Source organism: Flavihumibacter sp. UBA7668 (assembly GCF_002483205.1).
Classification (GTDB): domain Bacteria; phylum Bacteroidota; class Bacteroidia; order Chitinophagales; family Chitinophagaceae; genus Flavihumibacter.
This window is the reverse complement of sequence record NZ_DLHM01000003.1, coordinates 477,705-496,592: the sequence shown is the minus strand read 5'-3', so window position 1 is coordinate 496,592 and position 18,888 is coordinate 477,705. Positions and strand designations below refer to the sequence as shown.

The window sequence follows — 18,888 nt, the reverse complement described above, 5'->3', positions numbered from 1 at the left end:
TAGTCGCAAACACTCTTCAAATAATATATCCATGCAAATATCTGCCTCAATTTCGAATTCTGGTAGCCACAACGAGGTTAAGGTTAATACCACCAATAAAACGAAATCCCTCTTAATTCCTCCCAAATCAGAAGGGAACGGTTCTTCAATTAACGGAGGCGAGTTGTTATTTCTGGCCCTTGCAACCTGTTTTTGTAATGATATCTACCGTGAAGCTTCAAAGAGAAAAATGCAGATTAAGTCAGTAGAGGTCTTTGTTTCTGGGGAATTTGGAGATGAAGGTACGCCTGGATTTAATATTCAATATGAAACGAAGGTGGACTGCGATGCAACAGAGGAAGAAATTAAAGATTTAATTTTCTATGTTGACCAGATTGCCGAAGTGCATAATACACTGCGGGTTGGTACTCCGGTAACATTGAAGAATTGAAGGACATTTGCCAGTTAAAGAAAAAATGGTCATTGGATGTAGTATTTTAAACAACACTGTATGGAACGTATGAAAAGTAAACTAGTTGTATTTATTTTCAGTATGCAATGCATCTACGGTTTTGCTCAAACCAACATTTCATCCAATCTAAAGAAGCAGGTTGATTCATTGGTAAGTATAGAAATGAAAAATCAGCGTATACCGGGTCTTTCACTTGTAGTAGTACGTGATGGAAAAATTGATTATGTAAATGGTTATGGCTATTCTAATCTCGAACATAAAGTACCTGTCAAAGCCGAAACCATTTTTCAGGCGGGTTCGGTAGGCAAACAGTTCACTGCATTTGCTGTGCTGCTGCTTGTTCAGGAAGGTAAAATAAGTCTTGATGATAAACTCACTACATATTTTCCGGATGCACCTTCCGGATGGGATTCAATTACCGTTCGCAATCTGCTTAATCATACCAGCGGTTTTGGTGATTATACCAATACAATTGATTATCGGGCCAATTATACGGAGGATAGTTTGTATCAGGTGTATAGAAAAAGGCCATTGCTCTTTAAAGCCGGCGAAAAACAACGATACAGTAATATGGGGTATGCTACCCTGGGATTAATTATCAGTAAAGCTGCTGGTAAATTTTATGGCGAATATTTAAAGGAACGAGTTTTTTTACCATTGGGCATGACTACAGCCCGAATTATCACTGAAGAGGATATTGTACTAAACAGGGCAGCAGGGTATCGGTTGTTGAATGACAGCGTTAAAAATCAGGAGTGGGTGTCTCCTTCACTCAATACCACTGCAGATGGATCAATGTATGTAACTGCATTGGATATGGCTAAATGGGAAGCAGGTTTAAATGCGGGGAAACTGCTGAAGAAGGAATATTACGATCTGATGTGGGCACCTACCAAACTCAATGACGGAACAATCGAAAATTATGGATTTGGCTGGTCAATTGATTCAGTAAATGGCAACAGGATAGTAGAACACAATGGCAGCTGGCAGGGATTTGAATGTACCATCAAACGTTATCCTGAAAAGAAAATGGCGGTGGTGGTATTTGCAAATCTAAAACGGGCAAGTACCTATAAAATTTCAACCAGAATCTTACGTATATATCAGCCGGAGTTAAGCCTTGCCAGTTTAAAAATAGTAACGGATACAGAGCCCGGCATCTCTAAAAAGGTAAATGAGTTTATCAAGAGTGTGATTGAAACAAAAATGCAAACGGATCAGTTCACAGCTGAATTGGCGGCGGAGCTCATGGATAGCACAATGCAGGCAAGAGGATCGGAATATTTCAAATCTAAAGGGGAGTTTTTAAGATCAGAGTTAGTTTCCAGAAAGGAATTGGGTAATGGAACCAGGGAGTATCGTTACAGGCTGATATTTAGTAAAGAAATTTTAGGGTTAATGATTCAGTTCAACAAAGAAAACAAGATCCAAGACCTGCAAACGAGTGAATAATTTCTAAAATTTACATTGTTTACATTTTTAATTACAACCCAAATCACACCATCCGCCGAATCTCTGACTAGCTTTGCCGTATAAATTATAGTATATGAAATATACTCAAAGAAAAATTTATGTGCTCGTCGTATCGCTTGCTGTGCTAAGCGGACTGGTATTTGCAAATCGGGGATCTAAAAATGAAACGAAGGCATCCAACCTTCAGGAGACGAAAAAATGGGAGGCTTCTCCAGACGGTATAAGGTACAAGGAATGGGAACTTTCCCCCGCAGGCAAAAAAGTGCATGCCAGTTTTGATAAAATAAAAAGGGAAATAAATACTTTCTCCGAAATGGAAGCCGTGGTAAGCTCTGTGACTTTCCAGCGCGAAAACGCTAAATCATCCGGACCCAAATGGCTGATAGTCCGAATTCAGGGCGAAGAATACATGATGCAATTTGTTCCAAGTGAGTTTCAGCAGTTGCAAAATCTGCAAGTGAACGACAAAATAATTGTAAAAAGTCGCAGTGCCGGGTATTCACCCAATCATCCCTATTTGATTCTATCAGGCGACTATATTGCGCTAAAAAAACAGGTTCTTTTTAAACGTGACTTTAGCAAGAATAAGGGTTGCTGAGGGAAGGTACTTTACAGTACAAAAATGTAAGGATTCATGCTTCATTGTACTATTATATATGAAGTATAATTAGTATATTAGTTATCTGTATGAATGCGCAAAAAATAACACCGTGTATCTGGGTGGAGACAACGGATGCCAAAGCAGTGGTTGATTATTACCTTTCTATTTTCAGGGAGGGTAAATTGAAAGAACATCGCCAGTACAAAAATCCACCTGAAGCAGGAGGGGGCGATTTTGAAACTGCTATTATTGAAATTAATGGGGTCGAATTCAGCATTTTAGCAGCTGGTCCTTTTTTCAAATTTAATGAGTCAGTTTCATTTGTAATAAATTGTAAAGACCAGGCTGAAGTGGATTATTATTGGGAGGCGCTGACTTCAAATGGCGGAGTAGAAAGCTCCTGTGGCTGGTGTAAAGATAAATATGGTTTATCCTGGCAGGTAGTTCCAGATGAATATTTTGAATTGATAAACAGTGAGGATGCTCAGGTTAGAGAAAAGGCAATGAAGAATACATTTAAACAGAAGAAACTAATACTTTCAGAACTTAAATAAAGTGTTGAAGTTCAGAATTTTGAACAATAAATTTTAATGATAAAAAAATATTCGGTTTTAATAAGCTTGGTCATTTCTGTGGTTTTGATTGTAGTTGCTGCTTTATTATATCCGGGAGGCTCCATTGTTGACCAAAATTCCATAGGGTTTGACTGGTCAAAAAATTACCTAAGCAACCTGTTTTCTCCAAAAGCTATGAATGGTTCCGAAAATCCTGGCAGAATTTGGGCAGTAATCGGAATGGTATTTCATTCAGTTGGGTATGGACTTTTTTTTATCAATATGTCAAAAAAGATCTCTTCGAAAATATGGTCTGCTGTTTTACAATTTATAGGGTTTTTCAACCTGTTGTTAATTTTTTTAATTGCAACACCCTTACATGACCTGGGAACATTTTCAATTATTTTAACCTTGTTAGGTTTATTTGGTATTACGGTTTTCGTCCTAATGTCAAAACTTCATTTTTTTAAATTTTGCTGTATTCTCTGTTTGTTAATCTATTACTGTTTCTTTTTCTTTTATGGTTTTGGTTATACGGAGTGGTCAGTGATACTGCAGAAAGTATACGTTATAACCTCTATTCTGTTGGTTTTAGGCCTGGAGTATTTTACCAGATATGAAGATTTTAATTCAATAAAATCAGTAGAAAATCCTTCCTGAACGAAGTTTTTTGTAATAAATCCGAACATTTCTGTACTAATAACGTACAGAGTGTTCATTTATGGATTTTACTAATTTATTGATAATCAATAGAAATAAGAATAGGTATAGCTATTGAAGGATTTGTTTCCACAAATCTGCGCTAAAACTAAAGCCATGCTTAAAAACTATATAAAAACAGCCTGGAGGCATTTATGGAAGAACGGAGTTTATTCCTTTATAAATATTACCGGTCTGGCTACAGGTATTGCTGTAGCAATGCTGGTTGGATTATGGATCTGGGATGAACTTTCTTTTAATTCAAATCACCAGCATCATAACCGGCTGGCACAGGTATTTCTTAACCAAACCACCAATGGAGAAACCTCTACCGATGAAACCATTGCCATGCCATTAGGGGAGGCCTTGCGTACCCTTCATGCGGCAGATTTTAAGCGGGTATCGCTTTCTTCCTGGGATAATGAGCATACGCTAACAGTGGGAGATAGTAAACTACCGGTGTCAGGAAGATGGGTGGAGCCTGATTTTCCTGAAATGTTTACGTTCGATATGGTTATGGGTAAAAGGGGTGTACTCAGGGATCCATCTACGGTGCTTATAGCGGAATCCATGGCAATGGCCCTTTTTGGTGAGGAAAATCCAATAAATAAGACAGTAAAACTGGACAATAAACTGGAGATGAAAATAGGGGGAGTATATAAGGATTTACCCCGTAATTCCAGTTTTTATGAAACAAAGATTTTGTTGCCCTGGGGGAACACCGAAAACTGGATGAATAAACAGACCAGCTGGTCTAACCACTGCGGTGTATTGTATGTTCAATTAAATCAAAACACTGATTTTGCTGCAATAAATGAAAAAATAAAAAATATCCCTACTGCGCATATTGAGAAGGTGAAAGAAGAGGTTATGCTTCACCCAATTACAAAGCTCAACTTGTACACCGAATTTGAAAATGGCCAAGCTGCAGGCGGACGTATTCAGTTTGTCTGGTTGTTTGGGATCATTGGAGTATTTGTGTTGGTGTTGGCCTGTATCAATTTTATAAATCTTTCTACGGCAAGAAGCGAGAAAAGGGCGAAAGAAGTAGGTATAAGAAAAGCTGTTGGATCCTTACGCAGTCAATTAATTGGGCAGTTTCTATGTGAATCTGTTTTATGCGCTCTGATTGCTTTTGTACTGGCATTGGTATTGGTGCAATTATCGCTTCCGTTTTTCAATAGTTTGGCCGATAAACAAATGAATCTTGTCTCAGTTGGTCCACTGTTTTTATTACTGGCACTTGCATTTACCTTTCTGACAGGAATTGTTTCGGGTAGTTATCCGGCTTTATATTTATCGAGGTTTGAGCCAATTAAAGTGTTGAAGGGTATTTTTAAATCGGGGCGGTTTGCTTCATTGCCGCGAAAAGTGCTGGTGGTGGTGCAGTTTACTGTTTCCGTAAGTTTAATTATTGGAACCATTATAATTTTTCGGCAAATTGAATTTGCAAAGGACCGCCCGACTGGTTTTTCCCGGAATAGTCTGATATCCACACCACTTACCGAGGGATTGTATGGAAAATACACCATTCTGCGAAATGATTTGTTGCAAACAGGTGTGGTGGAGAATATGGCGGAATCATCTCAGCCGACTTCACATTTCAGCAATAATAACAGTCTGGATTGGAGGGGGAAGGATCCGAATCTGGATATAAACTTCAGAGATGTTAATGTAACACCCGATTTTGGCAATACCGTTGGTTGGACAATAACAGAAGGCCGCGATTTTGCGAAAGAATGGGGTAATGATTCGGGTTCTGTTATACTCAATGAAACTGCAGTGGCCGCTACAGGTCTTTCATCACCTGTGGGTGAAATAGTAACCTATGGCGGAAAGGCGTATACGGTGATTGGAATTGCAAAGGATATGCTGACGCAATCGCCGTATGAACCCATGCACCCTGCGGTGTTTTTTTGCAAAGGCTGGATGGGAGTGATTACCATCCGGTTGAAGCAGGGTGTACCTGAAGCTGATGCATTGGACAAAATAGGAGGGGTGTTCAAAAAATATACACCGGATACACCATTCCAATATAAATTTGTGGAGGAGGAATATGCAAAGAAATATTCCAATGAAGTGCGGATTGGTAGTTTGGCCAGTTTCTTTGCAGTACTTGCCATTTTCATTTCATGTTTGGGTTTGTTTGGGTTGGCCTCTTTTATTGCGGAACAGCGAACAAAAGAAATTGCCCTGCGAAAAGTATTGGGAGCTACGGTGTTTAATCTTTGGAAAATGCAGTCGAAGGAATTGGTGAGCCTGGTGCTTATTGCCTGTCTTATAGCCATCCCCATTGCCTGGTATTATTTGAATAACTGGTTGCAGAATTACAGCTATCGGATGGAGTTATCGGTTTGGATCTTTATTGCGCCGATTGCAGGTGCCCTGGTCATTACTATTCTGACAGTGAGTGTTCAGGCAGTAAAGGCAGCGATGGCGAATCCTGTAAAAGGTTTAAGAACAGAATAGCCATGTTTAATAAATTATTAGCTACCCTGGTTTTGTTTTCAATAATGGAGTGTGAGGCACAAGTTATTGGAAAGAAAAAAACGATTTTATTTATTGGAGCGCATCCGGATGATGAAACGGCTATTAGCGAAGTGCTCACTAAATATGCGCGACTTGGAAACAAGGTTTATGTACTAATAGCAACGAATGGAAAGGATGGGACAAGAGTTACAAAAATTCCGGCAGGAGATTCATTGGGTACAATAAGAAAGGCTGAGTCTGTATGTGGTTGTAAGGCATTGGGCATAGAGCCTCCCATCTTTTTAGGTATTGAAAGACTGGATACAAAAATCGGAACCGGTAACTATTTTAGGGAGCATCAGCGGTTTCAGGATTCGTTAAAGGTGAGAATTCCCGCACTTGCTCCTGATATCATAATAACAGCCGGTCCGGATGGTGATACACATCATTCAGAGCACATTGTTGTAGGTGCTGCTGTAACAGAGTTGCTTCTTGCGGAGGGTTGGGTAGAAAAGTATGCCTTATATCATTTTGCGTGGAATAAAGGGGTGGCGTCTATAGATCCCGAAACTTATATGGATGAAAAATACGTGAATCTAAAAATCAGCTATACGGAAGAAGATGAAAGGAGGGCGATAGTGGCTTTAAATTGTTATATAACACAATTTACTCCGGAAGAATTAAAGGAAGAAGCAGACAGAAAACGGATGGACAAAACAAATACTATTAACTTCAGAAAGTTTGTGGTAATGAAAGGATTGATAAAAGATTTTGAATAAATTTCTGGTTCACTACCAATGGCACAGGTATTTTACTGTACAAGGTAGACCAAAGAATCAGACTTAATTGGCAGCAATACACTCAAATTTTGAAAAAATGAAAATACTATTGCCTTTATTTTTCTGCCTGGCTATACTTGGCTGTAGCAAAAAGGAGGGATCTCAAATTTCTGGATTACTTTCCAAAAGTTGGAAAATGACGGGAAGGGTGATATTAACTCCGCTACAGGGAACACCTTTAGAGGGGACTTCCAATGATTGGTTTAGTCCGGGTGGTTGCTATAGCGATATGATTTGGACTTATAAACGCAATGGGGAATTTCAAAATGAGCCGGCAGGTTCCTGTGTGCCCGGAACGGCTAATGGAATTGATACACTACGTGGCAGATGGGCACTTGTAAATGATAATAAAGTTATCAAAGTGCAATATACAGGTAGTGGATTTGAAAATTTTGAATTTCGAATTGTTACATTAACCAATACATTAATGGTTGTTGAAAGAGTGGAGAGGACCTCGGTGGGTGGTTCTGTAGTGCTGGATCTGCTCAATCAGTATGAATTTGTGCCTAAATAGAATCAATGCCTGTTTTCCAATGGATACTTTGGGAGAGAAGTGATGTTCTTCATAAATACAGCCATCGCACAATCGCCAATAAATTTGTCGATGACGCCGCCCTGTGCAATGATTCTTTTAGTATGGTCAGTTCCAGGTCATCATAATTTACCGGTTTGGTAACAAAGTCGAATTCGCTACGGTTCATGGCGGTACGGATATTATCCATATCACCATAGGCTGATACTATCACTACTGCAAGCGGATCATTGCTTCATTTCCATTGGCTGCAAATACAAAAACATACCGTTGTTCGCGGATATGACGTTTGAATTTTTGACGACCAGAGCTTCGAGATCTGCCTCTTCATTTCTGGAGCCCTGGATTGCGGGTATGCTGATCCGGCCTATTTTGACAGAGTTTTTAAACAGGAGTTTGGTAAAACGCCCCAGGAGTGGAAATTGCTGCAGATTTAATGTATCAAATTTGCACAAGTGCTGTATCAAAATCGAACATTCATTGCGGGTGTTAACACTCTTATTGATTAGAAATCAATTAACTGTAATCCGGCATATTTTTCCCTGATGTTTACTTATGCTAACTATATACCTGAAATTGGCAATCCGCGGAATCGAAAGAAATAAACTCTTTTTATTGGTCAACATAATAGGGTTGGCTGTTGGGTTGGCTACCTGTTTGCTGATGGTATTATATATTTTTGATGAATTGAGGGTAATAAAGGAGGTAACTTCCTCTTGCTTCCTATTTAATGCATGTTTGATTGCAGGCATTTGCCTATTGGATTGAATTGGCGTGGTGGATGTTTGTGTTTTCCGGAATACTGGCAGTAGGTATTGCCTTATTTACCGTAAGCTTTCAGGCATTGAAAACTGCGTGGAGTAATCCGGTTAAGAGTTTGCGTTCTGTATAATTTTTAAAAGTCAATCTTAAATTAAAGTATGAAAAAAATCATCGTTTTTGTGTTTTTTCTTTACGTTGGTTCCTTCGCATTTTCACAAGAAAAACTTTCGGATTTTATAGATGCAGTTGCTTCAAAAATTAACTTCAATGGTACTATTCTTATTGAAAGAGAAAATAAGGTTGTTTTTAACAGAAGCTATGGATTTGCAAATTTGGAATGGAAACAGCCAGGCTCAATAGATACCAAATACAAGGTGGCTTCCATAACTAAGTTTTTTACAGCAGTTTTGATAATGCAGTTGGTGGAAGAGAATAAAGTTGGACTTGATATGACAATTCCTGTATATATTCCAACCTATAAAGGGGATAAGACTATAACTATTCGTCAGCTGCTAAACCATAGTTCGGGAATGAAAAATATTGATACTATCAGTTCTGTTGAAAGTGCCGTTCTAAATGGTGTTCCGCTTTATCAAACCCCCAGAACAGCAAAAGAATTATTGGAGAAATTCTGTAGTGAACCTGTAGTTGCCAAACCTGGATCAGAGTTTAATTATAATAATGCTGATTATATAGTATTAGGTAATATTATTGAAGCGGTGTCTGGAAAAAGCTATGGAGAAGTTTTGCGGCAAAGAATTCTGGAGCCTCTGCGGATGAGCAATACAGGGTTGTTATCTCAGCATATTTTGTTAGACAAATTAGCTTCCAGTTATTTTAAGCGGGATGATTTGAAAAAAATAGTACCTGATCTGCCTGCATATTGGGAGAATTGGTATGCAGCGGGTGCCATGTATTCCACAAGTGCTGATTTACTGATTTTTTCGAAGGCAGTTTTTGGTGGTAAAATTCTAAAAAAGGCTTCACTTGATTCAATGTTTGTTTCCGGGAAAGGAGAATATGGTTTTGGAGTTTGGGTTTATAATGATTATGAAATTGATAATAAGAAGTATACTATTGTAAAGAGACCCGGACAAATTATGGGAGCGCAATCAGTGCTTTTTCATATTCTTGAGACGGGCCTTACAATTATTATTTTAAGTAATACCGGTTTTATTGATATAGATGGAATGGTGGCTGATTTAGCTGTTCAGGCTAGCCGTGTTGTTAATTGAACAATAATTCATGTAGGGTTAAAAAAAATTGGTTAGCAATTTTCCGAATTCCAATACAGTGCGACTATCGATTGAGGGTGGCAGGTGCTTTAGGGGGTTGGCTAATGTAGAAAAAATTACCCTTTAAAACTGAAAATTTACAAGTGTAAATGGAATTATTGGAAGTTTTGGATTTATCTTTTTGTCATGAAATCAGTTAATCACCTCTCACAAGTTTGGGTTCTTTTCCTGGCTCTATTTCTCAATGCCTGCCAAAGCAACGGGGAAAAGAACAATATTAATTCAATCAAAGATCCGCTTGAAATAAGGTTGGGTGATTTTATTATGATGGCTTCTAATTATGACGGAGCATTCTTCCGGAACGGTGATTCCATCCCTGAGGCTAAATCAGCTGAAGAGTGGTTGAGGGCCGGAGAAAACCAGACCCCCGCATGGTCTTATTTTAATAATGACAGGCATGCCGGGAAAAAATATGGGAAGATTTATAACTGGTATGCCATTAATGATCCAAGAGGTTTTAGTCCGGTTGGCTGGCATGTGCCTTCCAATGAAGAATGGATTCAACTGGAAAGATATATCATATCGGATTCCTTAATCTATTCTTTACTTGGTGGGTACCGAAGTAAAGAAGGAATTTTTACCGGGATGGATGAATTTACCTATCTGTTCAGTTCATCCGAGCGGGATTCAATTCAGAATGATATTTGGGGTAGGGGCCTGCATCGGGATAATGCAACCATGATGAGATGTGGTATGTATAAGGGACATGGCTTATATGTTCGTTTGATTAAGGATTTATAATACACGATTGCGCAAACTTAGTTTACCCATCAAAACTGCCATCCAGTCGATTTCCATTACCTCTATATTACAACATTTTCAGGAGGTGCTGATGCCGTATTTGGAGGAATCCGAACCAATCCGGATCTGAAATGGGAAGCCGCCAAACAGGCTGATATAGGGTTTGATTTCTCCTTTTTCAACCGCCGGCTTTCCGGTTCCATTGAATAGTATGAACATCGTACGTCAGATCTGTTATTGAATCTTCCACAGCCTTTAAGTTCCGGATATGGAGTGAAAACGAAGTATTGTCACTGGGGCCACTGGATCAGATATTCATGGGTGGTGCTGGTTTTATTTTCAATGCAAGCATTATTCGTCCGGGGGAATCACCGGGTACAGAATTAAATTGTAAATTAGGTTGCCAGCTATTAAATCTGGCCCAAATGGCAGAGCTCAAAACCAAACAGACAACTGCAGATGTGGAGGAATTTATCCACTCTTTTGCTGATACGGAACAAAAAAAGGCGGATAGTTTTGAACTTGTAAAACTGATGCATGAAGCAACAGGAGCTGCACCCAGGATGTGGGGCCCCTCCATTATCGGGTTTGGAAAATATCATTATAAATCGGAACGCAGCAGTCAGGAAGGGGATTGGCCATTGGTGGGATTTTCACCCCGCAAAGCAGCCATATCACTATATGTCTATACCCCCTGCGATGGTCAGGAAGAACTGCTTGGAAAACTGGGGAAGTATAAAATGGGCAAAGCCTGTATTTATATAAAAAAACTGGCTGATATTGACATTGCTGTATTGAAGAAAATGATGATGGCCACCATTCAATTTTTACAAACTACATATGGAAAAAATTAAAATAGAGCTCAAATGGGCCATTTATTTTTCATTGATGGTACTGGCCTGGATGAGCCTGGAAAAAATGGTTGGGCTGCATGATAAGCACATCGACTATCATCTGTATTTAACCAATTTGTTTGCTATTCCTGCTATTGCTGCACTGGTAATGGGAATACTTACAACTGCTATTGCGATGATCTTCCTTCGTTCAAAGACTAATAAAGGGTAAGTATTCTTTTCCTTTTAACTTCTGTTCCTCTGCGTCCTTTCCGGTTCTCCTCGGATTCCTTTCCAAATCGCCTCTATTTCCGAAGGCATCCCGAAGGCATCCCGAACCCAATTCGAAGAAATGGACATTTATCCCACCATACGCCGAAGTCCGTCACCAAAATGAACGGAGCCCGTCACAAATCCGACATAAAAGGTAAAAATCGATCCTATATTTGGTTTCAGCGCAAAAGCTGTTATATAACAGGAGTCGTATATTTTTTGAATTTGAAAAAATGGGTGATTCAAAAACTAAGAAACAATTATATACTGAAGTTGCCCGGGTGTTTATAAAACTCGGGGTCATTGGTTTTGGCGGACCGGCTGTTCATATTGCTATGATGGAAGAAGAGGTGGTGAGAAAACGGAACTGGCTATCGCCGCAGCATTTTCTTGACCTGGTAGGTGCAACCAATCTGATACCCGGACCTAACTCCACTGAAATGACCATGCATTGTGGTTATGAAAGAGCAGGCAGGAAGGGATTGCTATTGGCCGGCGTATGTTTTATACTGCCCGCCGTATTAATTACCGGATTTATTGCGTGGGCTTATCAGCAGTATGGAAAGTTACCGCAAGTACAACCTTTTTTATTTGGTATAAAACCGGCCGTTCTTTCCATTATTCTGATGGCTATGATAAGTTTGGGTAGAAAGGCAATTAAGTCTCTTCAATTGGCTCTAATAGGGCTAATTGCATTAATAGCAGTGCTGCTTGGATTCAATGAGATACTGGTATTTTTTTCGGCAGGTACACTGGGGATTCTTCTTCACCTGATTCAATCAGGCCGAACCATCAACGGAGTTTTTCCTCTGCCTGTGTTTTGGATCTTTTTAAAAATTGGATCCATATTGTATGGGAGTGGATATGTATTATTTGCATTTCTGGATGCCGAATTGGTAGAAACCGGGCTGCTGAGTAAACAGGCTTTGATAGATGCAATAGCAGTTGGACAATTTACGCCCGGACCGGTTTTTTCATCAGCTACTTTTATTGGCTGGCAGCTGGGCGGACCAGGGGGTGCTGTTGCGGCTACCATAGGCATCTTCCTGCCTTCATTTGTTTTTGTTGCCCTGCTTCGTCCGATTATTCCGATTCTGCGGCGTTCCCTTCTAATGGGTGCGTTTTTAGACACCGTAAATGTTGTTGCCATTGCAGTTATAGGTGCCGTTCTTTTTGAAATGGGCAGTGAGAGTATCAACGACTGGCGAACCATGCTGATAGCAGCCCTGGGTTTAATCGGAATATATTTTTTCCCAAGGTTAAATTCTGCGATAATAGTTATTGGCGGTGCGTTGGTTGGTTACCTGTTAAGTCTTATTTAGTTCAATCGTTTGAGCCCTCCTCCATTTCCAGAATCAGATTAGCTATCAGGGCTGTCCAGCCGGTTTGGTGTGAGGCTCCCAATCCCTGGCCTGTATCTCCATTAAAAAATTCATAGAAGAGATGATGGTCTTTAAAATGAGGCAGTGTCCATTCTTTATGTTCAGCCCCATGGTATTGATATTTTCCTGATGCATTCCGTTCGAATATTTTCAACAGGCGTTTGGTTAATTCATTCGCGATTTCTTTCAGTGTTTTTTTATTACCTGATTTTGCCGGAAACTCATACGTGAATTCATCCCCATAATAAGTATGGTATTTTCGAAGCGCGTTTATGATCAGATAATTGATTGGCAACCAGATGGGGCCGCGCCAGTTGGAATTGCCACCAAACATGGAACTGGTACTATCGCCGGGTTCGTATTGAATCCTGTATTCATGTCCCTGGTAACTGAACACAAAGGGATGATCCTGATAATGCTTTGATAAGGATCGTATACCATAATCGGAGAGGAATTCTGCCTCGTCTAATAAGCGCTTTAATAATAGCTCGAGCCGGTCGCCGATCATGATGGCGAATAAATAATTTCCATCCTCATTTTTCTTATTGATGTCAGAAATAATCCGGGTGAGGTCGGGACGGGTTTGCTGGATGACCGCGACTCTGGTATTAAATTCACGTAGCTGTTCAAACATACTCCCGTGCATGATTTCAACAGCCAGGAGGGGGATGATGCCAACAAGGGATCGCACCCGCATTCGCTGACTGCTGCCGTTTTCAAACTGGATGGCATCATAATAAAAGCCATCTTCCTCGTCCCATAGAGAGATGTCTTTTTTGCCGATATGATGCATGGCCCAACCAATGTTCAGGAAATGCCGGAAGAATTTGGCGGCAGATTCTTCGTAGGCTTTATTATGTTGGGCAAGTTCCAGTGAAATCCGAAGCATATTGATGGCATACAATGCCATCCAACTGGTGGCATCGGCCTGTTGCAATTTTTTGATGCCCGGCGGCATATGGTTACGATCGAATACGCCGATATTATCAAGTCCAAGAAATCCGCCTTCAAAAATATCAGTTCCATTAGCATCTTTTTGGTTGACCCACCAGGTGAAATTCATGAGTAGTTTCTGGAAGGATCGTTCAAGAAAATCCCAGTCGGGGATTCCTGTCTTTTTGCGGTCGGCTTCAAAAACATACCATACACCCCATGCATGTACAGGTGGATTTACATCGCTGAAATTCCATTCATAGGCCGGAATTTGGCCATTGGGGTGCATATAATATTCACGAAGGACAACCAGTAATTGCTGCTTTGCAAAAAATGGATCCACATGAACAAAAGTGGCCGCATGGAAGGCGAGGTCCCAGGCTGCAAACCAGGGGTATTCCCATTTATCGGGCATGGAAATGATATTTCTGGAAGTCAGGTGCTGCCAGTCAAAATTGCGTTTATAGTTGCGAGTGGGTGGATTAGAGCCGGGCTCACCAAACAGCCATTTGTATACATCGAGGTAATAGAACTGCTTGGTCCACAGAAGTCCGCTGAAACTGCTCCGCAGCAGGGATTTTTGTTGTGCGGGTAATACTGCCGGAATCAGGGAGGCATAATAGTGATTAGTTTCAATGATTCTTCGTTCGAATACTTCTTCAAAATCAGTCCAGGGATCCTGGAGGTATTGTTTGCAAAGTCGGATCTGAAAGCAGGCTGATTCACCGGCGCCGATTCTTTCTTTGTGCCAGATGGCTGCTTTGGTGCCTGTTTTGAGATGATTAACAGTGGGTTGCTGGTTTACGACATAATTGTTGATACCGTCTTTTACATAGAGACTATCATTTGGCCGGTGGTAGATTCGTTCATTATTGGTTTCATTATCGCAAAAAAGTTGTTCTCCCCCCTGGTGATAAAAATAAAAAGTGCCATTTCTGCTGGAATTAGTTTCCAGGCAATGGGGAGATCGGCGTTTGATTTCCGGTTTGCTGAATCGGGGATTGTGGTTCCAGAAATTCCGGAACCAAATCTGTGGCAATACATGAATGTCGGCAGGTTCGGGACCGCGGTTATACACGGTGATCTGCATTAGGATATCATTGTATTCTGCCTTAGCATATTCAATAAAACAGTCGAAATAACGGTTCTCTTTAAAAGCATCGGTATCCAGTAGTTCAAATTCGGGCTGATGCCGGTCGCGTTTATTTTTTGCCAGCAATTCTTCATAGGGAAAATTGCGCTGGGGATATTTGTAAAGGTATTTGCAATAGGAATGGGTAGGGGAGGAATCAAGTTGGAAATACAATTCTTTTACATCCTCGCCATGATTTCCTTCATTATTGGTGAGGCCAAAGAGTCGTTCCTTGAGCAGGGGGTCTTTTCCATTCCAGAATGCAGGAGCCAGGCAGAGAATCTGATCGCTGTCGCAGAATCCGCCAATGCCATCTTCTCCCCAGCGATAGGCATAACTTCTGGCAAGGTCATGGTTGATGAAACTCCAGGCATTCCCTTCCACACTATAGTCTTCCCGAACGGTTCCCCATTGGCGGTCGGACAGGTAGGGCCCCCATCTTTTCCAGTTTTTGCTATTGTTTGAGATGGAAAGCCGATCTGATTCACTATTTTTAAACATACGCAGTTGAGTTATTCCATGCAGCAGCAATGGATCAGTTGTTATGGCGGAGCAACCGTATGTTTGTGATGCAATCAAATCATAATAATACGGATGTTTTCCCAAAGAAAAGCGGGAAATCTAAGACGAATTTTTAGTAAGTTAAAAGTGTGATTATGCAGGAATTGCCATGCCGCTTCATGCTCAGTTTTGCGGTGCGAGGCAACCGGCATCCCAGTTTTTTGAGTCCGGGAAGAGCCAGATTAACCATTAAGAACCCTCAGGATTCAACCGGAACCCATGTTTATGTTGCCAATGCTAATGCGATGGAAATAGAAGGTGCAACAATTGTTCTGACAGATGCCCTCATACTTGCGGGTACTACCGGAAAACAACTGGCGGTACTATCATCTCATCCGGGATATTACAAATAGGCAAACGGATATATTATTTGGTTGCGTGTTGATCAAAGCTAATCATCCAGCTAACACCAAAAGGATCTGTCAACATGCCGAAATAGGAGCCCCAAAAAGTCTGGTTCATTGGCATGGTAGCTGCGCCACCATTGGATAGACCGGCATAATAACGGTCAGCATCTTCTTTAGAATCTGCATTTACAGAAATGGAAAAATTATTTCCCTGAATAAATCCGGCCTCATAGGCAGATCCACAATCACTACCCATTAATACAGATTGGCCAATTTGGAGTGAAATATGCATTATTTTATTTTTGTCGGAATCCGGAACTTTATAGTTTTCATTTTCGGGCATTTCTCCAAAACGGCCAACATGAATGAATTCTCCGCCGAAAACCGATTTGTAAAACTGAAAAGCTGCTTCACAATTGTTTTTGAAATTTAAATACGTGTTGGTGGTTAACATGGCTTTCTTTTTTTATGATAAAGGTTATTTTTCCATGCGAATACGGAATTCCTGAATTTTGGCAGGTGTTTCCGGAGATAAAGTAAAGTAGATGCGGATATTGGCTTTTTCACCGTATAGTATAAAGGTTCCCCGTAAATTGTTTTCGGGTTTCATTTCACCGGTTCGGATTATTTTTCCTGCTTTCCTAAAAAGCTCTGCGGACTCTTTACGGAGACTATCGATCAGATAATCCAGAAAGAAATTTTCGGCAAAGCTCTCTGATTTTTCTGCGTTTTTCCAATCTGGTAAAAAAGCAGTTAGTTCTTTTTGACGTTGTATCAGAATTGGTGAAGGTTGAATGTTTCTGGGCTGCAGACCAGTTTTTTTAATTAACAGATCAATTGCCTCTGTATTTAATCTGGAAGCAGGTGCATAGGTCTGGTTGATGAAACTTACAATTCCGATACCATAATCAGGCAATATGGCCCAGTTACTTCCAAATCCTGGTAATCCTCCACTGTGTCCCACAGTAACCCTTCCATCGCAATCGCTCGACCAGCGAAGCCCGTACCCATAACCCGAGCTGATGGGGCAGGTTCGTCCATCCGGGTATTTATAACCTGGATTTAATCCGGCAAAGTTCCAGGGATGTTGCATTTCCCGCAGGGAGCTTCGTTTAAGCGGCCCATTATCCGGCTCATTTCTTGCAGGCCAGGCACCCAGCATAAAGCTCATATAGCGAGCAAAGTCTTCTGCAGTGGTAAGTATGCCCCCCATGATGCCATAAGCGCCATCGTGCTCAAGTGGTTGCGCCACCCAGTCATCATTTATCCAGCGGTAACCAATGGCCAGTGTGGAATCCGGAACATCAGCATACTCCCAATACGTATGAAACATGCCAATTGGCTTCCATATATATTGTTGTATATATTCCTGGTAGGACATGCCAGATACTTTTTTTATTATGGCACCCAGCATGGCAAAACCCATATTACTGTATTCATAGGCAGTGCCTGGAACGGTGGAGTAGGAGATGCCCTTTTTAAACATGGCATGCATTTCTTCATCGGATATACCAAGTTGTCGGTCGCCCCAGGGATTGTCTTCAGGAAAACCTGCAGCATGAGTCATTAATTGACGGATGGTAATCGGACTGGCATCTGTAGTGAGGTAGTTTGTATTAACCAGTTCAGGAATATAAAGATGGGCTGGTTCATCCAGTTGTAACCTGCCCTGATCTCTCAATTGCAAAATGGCTACTCCTGCAAAACTTTTGGACATGGAAGCGATGCGGAAAACTGATTCTGGATTAACTGCAGACTTTTTTTCCCGGTTCGCCATACCTGAAAATTTGAGGTGCACTAATTTCCCATTTGCTACGATGCCATATACGAAACCGGGATTGTTTGATTTTGCAGCAAATTCGGTGAATAATTTATCCACTTCTGCAAATCCATCTGAGAGTTTTGTAAGATCCGTATTCTGAGAATAGGCAGCCATAAGCGGTAAGGCACAAACGAAAATCAGGAGAATTCTAATCTGATAAAACATAAGAAAGAATTGGTTTATGCTGTTGGGATAAATTCAATTTCAAGACAGGCACCCACTGCATTGGCTTCCGTTACCACCTGTGGAATACCGTTGATAATGTCTAATGATGGACGATGTATATGCCCGGCTAATACCCCTATAATTGCGGGGGAAGTAAACACGGTGCGATGAAACTCCATTGTGGCAACAGTATGTCCACTTTCGGGCCAGCGCTCTCTTCGCTCCAAATCAAAATTGCGATCTGCTTTTGCTCCCCATTGCGGATGGCCACAACCATAACCAACTGACCGGCCGGGTGCATATAATGGAATATGTAGCATTACCAGGACTGGCTGTGAAGTCTGTAATTGTTGTTGGAGAAATTGCAATTGAGTTGCGCTGATCTGGTAGTTCGAATTGTCGAATACAAGGATCCGGACGCCGTGCAATTCTGTGACCTGCATCATGGGGTCATTCTGTTGATAGAGCGGTAGTAAGCGCTTTTGGATCCAATCGTTCCGTAAATCAGCCATGGAGCCCTGCATACCTTCATAATGCCAGTCGTGATTACCTGCGGTGTAGAGGTAAGGTAAACCCGCACTGCGCATTTTTTCCACCACAAATTCTATTGCTGCTTCGGAAGGAAAGCTGACTATATCTCCAATGAGTGTTACGAGTTCTGCCTTGTTTTTTGCCGCGAGTTCGAGGGATGCAACCAGGCTTTTTTCTGGATTGGTGGGTTCGCCGGTTAAATAATGGTTGGTTTGATTATACGCTTTGGCCATGCGGGCACTATAGGTTTGGAAGGGCAATCCTCTTTCATCATCCCGGAAAAGATGGGTATCCGCAATCATCACTGTTTTAAACTCTTTTTTGATTTTCGGATGAAAAAACTTTAAGCGGGTTCCATCGAGTGAAAAACTTCCGGTTCGCTTTGTTTTTTCAGGTGCTCCGGGAACCGACCAGGCAGGAAGACCGGCTCCCAATCCAGCTGCGGTGAGCAGTTGGAGTAGATCTCTTCTTTTCATGTTGGAGGAACTGTTTC

21 protein-coding genes are annotated in these 18,888 nt (G+C 41.0%); 15 read left to right on the top strand and 6 right to left on the bottom strand.

Going from position 1 to position 18,888, the window contains the following annotated elements; all coding sequences use genetic code 11:
* Positions 1 to 31: 31 nt before the first annotated feature.
* The 9 genes from B2746_RS07890 (at position 32) to B2746_RS22825 (ending at position 8,055) form a co-directional block, all read left to right on the top strand.
* Positions 32 to 430 (top strand): OsmC family protein, encoded by a 399-nt coding sequence (locus tag B2746_RS07890; protein ID WP_290792318.1) that lies wholly within the window; start codon positions 32 to 34, stop codon positions 428 to 430.
* Positions 431 to 490: 60 nt separating this feature from the next.
* Positions 491 to 1,903: a serine hydrolase gene (locus B2746_RS07885; RefSeq protein ID WP_290792317.1), complete on the top strand. Its 1,413-nt coding sequence runs from the start codon at positions 491 to 493 to the stop codon at positions 1,901 to 1,903.
* Positions 1,904 to 1,997: 94 nt separating this feature from the next.
* Positions 1,998 to 2,522, top strand: coding sequence for a hypothetical protein (locus B2746_RS07880; protein WP_290792316.1), 525 nt, complete (start codon positions 1,998 to 2,000; stop codon positions 2,520 to 2,522).
* An 89-nt stretch (positions 2,523 to 2,611) separates the two neighbouring features.
* Positions 2,612 to 3,079: a VOC family protein gene (locus tag B2746_RS07875; protein ID WP_290792315.1), complete on the top strand. Its 468-nt coding sequence runs from the start codon at positions 2,612 to 2,614 to the stop codon at positions 3,077 to 3,079.
* 36 nt (positions 3,080 to 3,115) lie between these two features.
* Positions 3,116 to 3,739, top strand: a complete 624-nt coding sequence (locus tag B2746_RS07870) for a hypothetical protein (protein ID WP_290792314.1) — start codon at positions 3,116 to 3,118, stop codon at positions 3,737 to 3,739.
* 156 nt (positions 3,740 to 3,895) lie between these two features.
* The gene (locus B2746_RS07865) at positions 3,896 to 6,247 is read left to right on the top strand and encodes an ABC transporter permease (RefSeq protein ID WP_290792313.1); all 2,352 of its coding nucleotides are present in this window, start codon (positions 3,896 to 3,898) and stop codon (positions 6,245 to 6,247) included.
* Between the two features lie 2 nt (positions 6,248 to 6,249).
* Positions 6,250 to 7,026 carry a PIG-L deacetylase family protein gene (locus B2746_RS07860; RefSeq protein WP_290792312.1) on the top strand — a complete coding sequence of 259 codons (777 nt, stop codon included), beginning with the start codon at positions 6,250 to 6,252 and terminating at the stop codon, positions 7,024 to 7,026.
* A gap of 97 nt (positions 7,027 to 7,123) precedes the next feature.
* Complete coding sequence (locus B2746_RS07855) at positions 7,124 to 7,600, top strand: hypothetical protein (protein ID WP_290792311.1); 477 nt, start codon at positions 7,124 to 7,126, stop codon at positions 7,598 to 7,600.
* Between the two features lie 311 nt (positions 7,601 to 7,911).
* A complete protein-coding gene (locus B2746_RS22825) occupies positions 7,912 to 8,055 on the top strand; it encodes a helix-turn-helix domain-containing protein (RefSeq protein WP_414655283.1) in 144 nt (47 codons plus the stop codon).
* 75 nt (positions 8,056 to 8,130) lie between these two features.
* Here the strand turns inward: B2746_RS22825 and B2746_RS07850 are convergent, their stop codons facing one another.
* Positions 8,131 to 8,370 (bottom strand): hypothetical protein, encoded by a 240-nt coding sequence (locus tag B2746_RS07850; protein ID WP_290792310.1) that lies wholly within the window; start codon positions 8,368 to 8,370, stop codon positions 8,131 to 8,133.
* 168 nt (positions 8,371 to 8,538) lie between these two features.
* Between B2746_RS07850 and B2746_RS07845 the strand changes: the two genes are divergently transcribed.
* Both B2746_RS07845 and B2746_RS07840 read left to right on the top strand, forming a co-directional pair.
* Complete coding sequence (locus B2746_RS07845) at positions 8,539 to 9,615, top strand: serine hydrolase domain-containing protein (RefSeq protein WP_290792309.1); 1,077 nt, start codon at positions 8,539 to 8,541, stop codon at positions 9,613 to 9,615.
* A gap of 186 nt (positions 9,616 to 9,801) precedes the next feature.
* Positions 9,802 to 10,416, top strand: a complete 615-nt coding sequence (locus B2746_RS07840) for an FISUMP domain-containing protein (protein ID WP_290792308.1) — start codon at positions 9,802 to 9,804, stop codon at positions 10,414 to 10,416.
* A gap of 78 nt (positions 10,417 to 10,494) precedes the next feature.
* Here B2746_RS07840 and B2746_RS22760 read toward each other — a convergent pair whose 3' ends face one another.
* Entirely contained in the window at positions 10,495 to 10,635 is a 141-nt protein-coding gene (locus tag B2746_RS22760) for a hypothetical protein (protein ID WP_349680606.1), read from the bottom strand.
* A 206-nt stretch (positions 10,636 to 10,841) separates the two neighbouring features.
* On the opposite strand from B2746_RS22760, the gene B2746_RS07830 reads away from it, so the two are divergent.
* From B2746_RS07830 to B2746_RS07820, 3 genes are all read left to right on the top strand, one after another.
* Positions 10,842 to 11,270, top strand: a complete 429-nt coding sequence (locus B2746_RS07830; RefSeq protein ID WP_290792307.1) for a DUF1801 domain-containing protein — start codon at positions 10,842 to 10,844, stop codon at positions 11,268 to 11,270.
* Positions 11,257 to 11,481, top strand: a complete 225-nt coding sequence (locus tag B2746_RS07825) for a hypothetical protein (RefSeq protein ID WP_290792306.1) — start codon at positions 11,257 to 11,259, stop codon at positions 11,479 to 11,481. The genes B2746_RS07830 and B2746_RS07825 overlap by 14 nt, the downstream gene beginning before the upstream one ends.
* A gap of 274 nt (positions 11,482 to 11,755) precedes the next feature.
* Positions 11,756 to 12,844 carry a chromate transporter gene (locus B2746_RS07820; protein WP_290792305.1) on the top strand — a complete coding sequence of 363 codons (1,089 nt, stop codon included), beginning with the start codon at positions 11,756 to 11,758 and terminating at the stop codon, positions 12,842 to 12,844.
* 1 nt (position 12,845) lies between these two features.
* Here the strand turns inward: B2746_RS07820 and B2746_RS07815 are convergent, their stop codons facing one another.
* On the bottom strand, positions 12,846 to 15,470 hold the full coding sequence (locus B2746_RS07815) for an MGH1-like glycoside hydrolase domain-containing protein (protein WP_290792304.1): 2,625 nt from the start codon (positions 15,468 to 15,470) through the stop codon (positions 12,846 to 12,848).
* 155 nt (positions 15,471 to 15,625) lie between these two features.
* Between B2746_RS07815 and B2746_RS07810 the strand changes: the two genes are divergently transcribed.
* On the top strand, positions 15,626 to 15,883 hold the full coding sequence (locus B2746_RS07810) for a hypothetical protein (protein ID WP_290792303.1): 258 nt from the start codon (positions 15,626 to 15,628) through the stop codon (positions 15,881 to 15,883).
* A 13-nt stretch (positions 15,884 to 15,896) separates the two neighbouring features.
* Here B2746_RS07810 and B2746_RS07805 read toward each other — a convergent pair whose 3' ends face one another.
* From B2746_RS07805 to B2746_RS07795, 3 genes are read right to left on the bottom strand one after another with little or no spacing between them, the layout of a single operon-like run.
* Positions 15,897 to 16,331 carry a VOC family protein gene (locus tag B2746_RS07805; protein WP_290792302.1) on the bottom strand — a complete coding sequence of 145 codons (435 nt, stop codon included), beginning with the start codon at positions 16,329 to 16,331 and terminating at the stop codon, positions 15,897 to 15,899.
* A 24-nt stretch (positions 16,332 to 16,355) separates the two neighbouring features.
* Positions 16,356 to 17,864: a serine hydrolase domain-containing protein gene (locus B2746_RS07800; RefSeq protein WP_290792301.1), complete on the bottom strand. Its 1,509-nt coding sequence runs from the start codon at positions 17,862 to 17,864 to the stop codon at positions 16,356 to 16,358.
* 14 nt (positions 17,865 to 17,878) lie between these two features.
* Complete coding sequence (locus tag B2746_RS07795; RefSeq protein ID WP_290792300.1) at positions 17,879 to 18,871, bottom strand: metallophosphoesterase family protein; 993 nt, start codon at positions 18,869 to 18,871, stop codon at positions 17,879 to 17,881.
* Positions 18,872 to 18,888: the final 17 nt, after the last annotated feature.

What these genes read in the sequence shown, in the direction of transcription:
- B2746_RS07890 (WP_290792318.1), top strand. Translation starts at nt 32, where the DNA reads ATGCAAATATCTGCCTCAATTTCGAATTCTGGTAGCCACAACGAGGTT.
- B2746_RS07885 (WP_290792317.1), top strand. Translation starts at nt 491, where the DNA reads ATGGAACGTATGAAAAGTAAACTAGTTGTATTTATTTTCAGTATGCAA.
- B2746_RS07880 (WP_290792316.1), top strand. Translation starts at nt 1,998, where the DNA reads ATGAAATATACTCAAAGAAAAATTTATGTGCTCGTCGTATCGCTTGCT.
- B2746_RS07875 (WP_290792315.1), top strand. Translation starts at nt 2,612, where the DNA reads ATGAATGCGCAAAAAATAACACCGTGTATCTGGGTGGAGACAACGGAT.
- B2746_RS07870 (WP_290792314.1), top strand. Translation starts at nt 3,116, where the DNA reads ATGATAAAAAAATATTCGGTTTTAATAAGCTTGGTCATTTCTGTGGTT.
- B2746_RS07865 (WP_290792313.1), top strand. Translation starts at nt 3,896, where the DNA reads ATGCTTAAAAACTATATAAAAACAGCCTGGAGGCATTTATGGAAGAAC.
- B2746_RS07860 (WP_290792312.1), top strand. Translation starts at nt 6,250, where the DNA reads ATGTTTAATAAATTATTAGCTACCCTGGTTTTGTTTTCAATAATGGAG.
- B2746_RS07855 (WP_290792311.1), top strand. Translation starts at nt 7,124, where the DNA reads ATGAAAATACTATTGCCTTTATTTTTCTGCCTGGCTATACTTGGCTGT.
- B2746_RS07850 (WP_290792310.1), bottom strand. Translation starts at nt 8,370, where the DNA reads ATGCCTGCAATCAAACATGCATTAAATAGGAAGCAAGAGGAAGTTACC.
- B2746_RS07845 (WP_290792309.1), top strand. Translation starts at nt 8,539, where the DNA reads ATGAAAAAAATCATCGTTTTTGTGTTTTTTCTTTACGTTGGTTCCTTC.
- B2746_RS07840 (WP_290792308.1), top strand. Translation starts at nt 9,802, where the DNA reads ATGAAATCAGTTAATCACCTCTCACAAGTTTGGGTTCTTTTCCTGGCT.
- B2746_RS22760 (WP_349680606.1), bottom strand. Translation starts at nt 10,635, where the DNA reads ATGTTCATACTATTCAATGGAACCGGAAAGCCGGCGGTTGAAAAAGGA.
- B2746_RS07830 (WP_290792307.1), top strand. Translation starts at nt 10,842, where the DNA reads ATGGCAGAGCTCAAAACCAAACAGACAACTGCAGATGTGGAGGAATTT.
- B2746_RS07825 (WP_290792306.1), top strand. Translation starts at nt 11,257, where the DNA reads ATGGAAAAAATTAAAATAGAGCTCAAATGGGCCATTTATTTTTCATTG.
- B2746_RS07820 (WP_290792305.1), top strand. Translation starts at nt 11,756, where the DNA reads ATGGGTGATTCAAAAACTAAGAAACAATTATATACTGAAGTTGCCCGG.
- B2746_RS07815 (WP_290792304.1), bottom strand. Translation starts at nt 15,470, where the DNA reads ATGTTTAAAAATAGTGAATCAGATCGGCTTTCCATCTCAAACAATAGC.
- B2746_RS07810 (WP_290792303.1), top strand. Translation starts at nt 15,626, where the DNA reads ATGCAGGAATTGCCATGCCGCTTCATGCTCAGTTTTGCGGTGCGAGGC.
- B2746_RS07805 (WP_290792302.1), bottom strand. Translation starts at nt 16,331, where the DNA reads ATGTTAACCACCAACACGTATTTAAATTTCAAAAACAATTGTGAAGCA.
- B2746_RS07800 (WP_290792301.1), bottom strand. Translation starts at nt 17,864, where the DNA reads ATGTTTTATCAGATTAGAATTCTCCTGATTTTCGTTTGTGCCTTACCG.
- B2746_RS07795 (WP_290792300.1), bottom strand. Translation starts at nt 18,871, where the DNA reads ATGAAAAGAAGAGATCTACTCCAACTGCTCACCGCAGCTGGATTGGGA.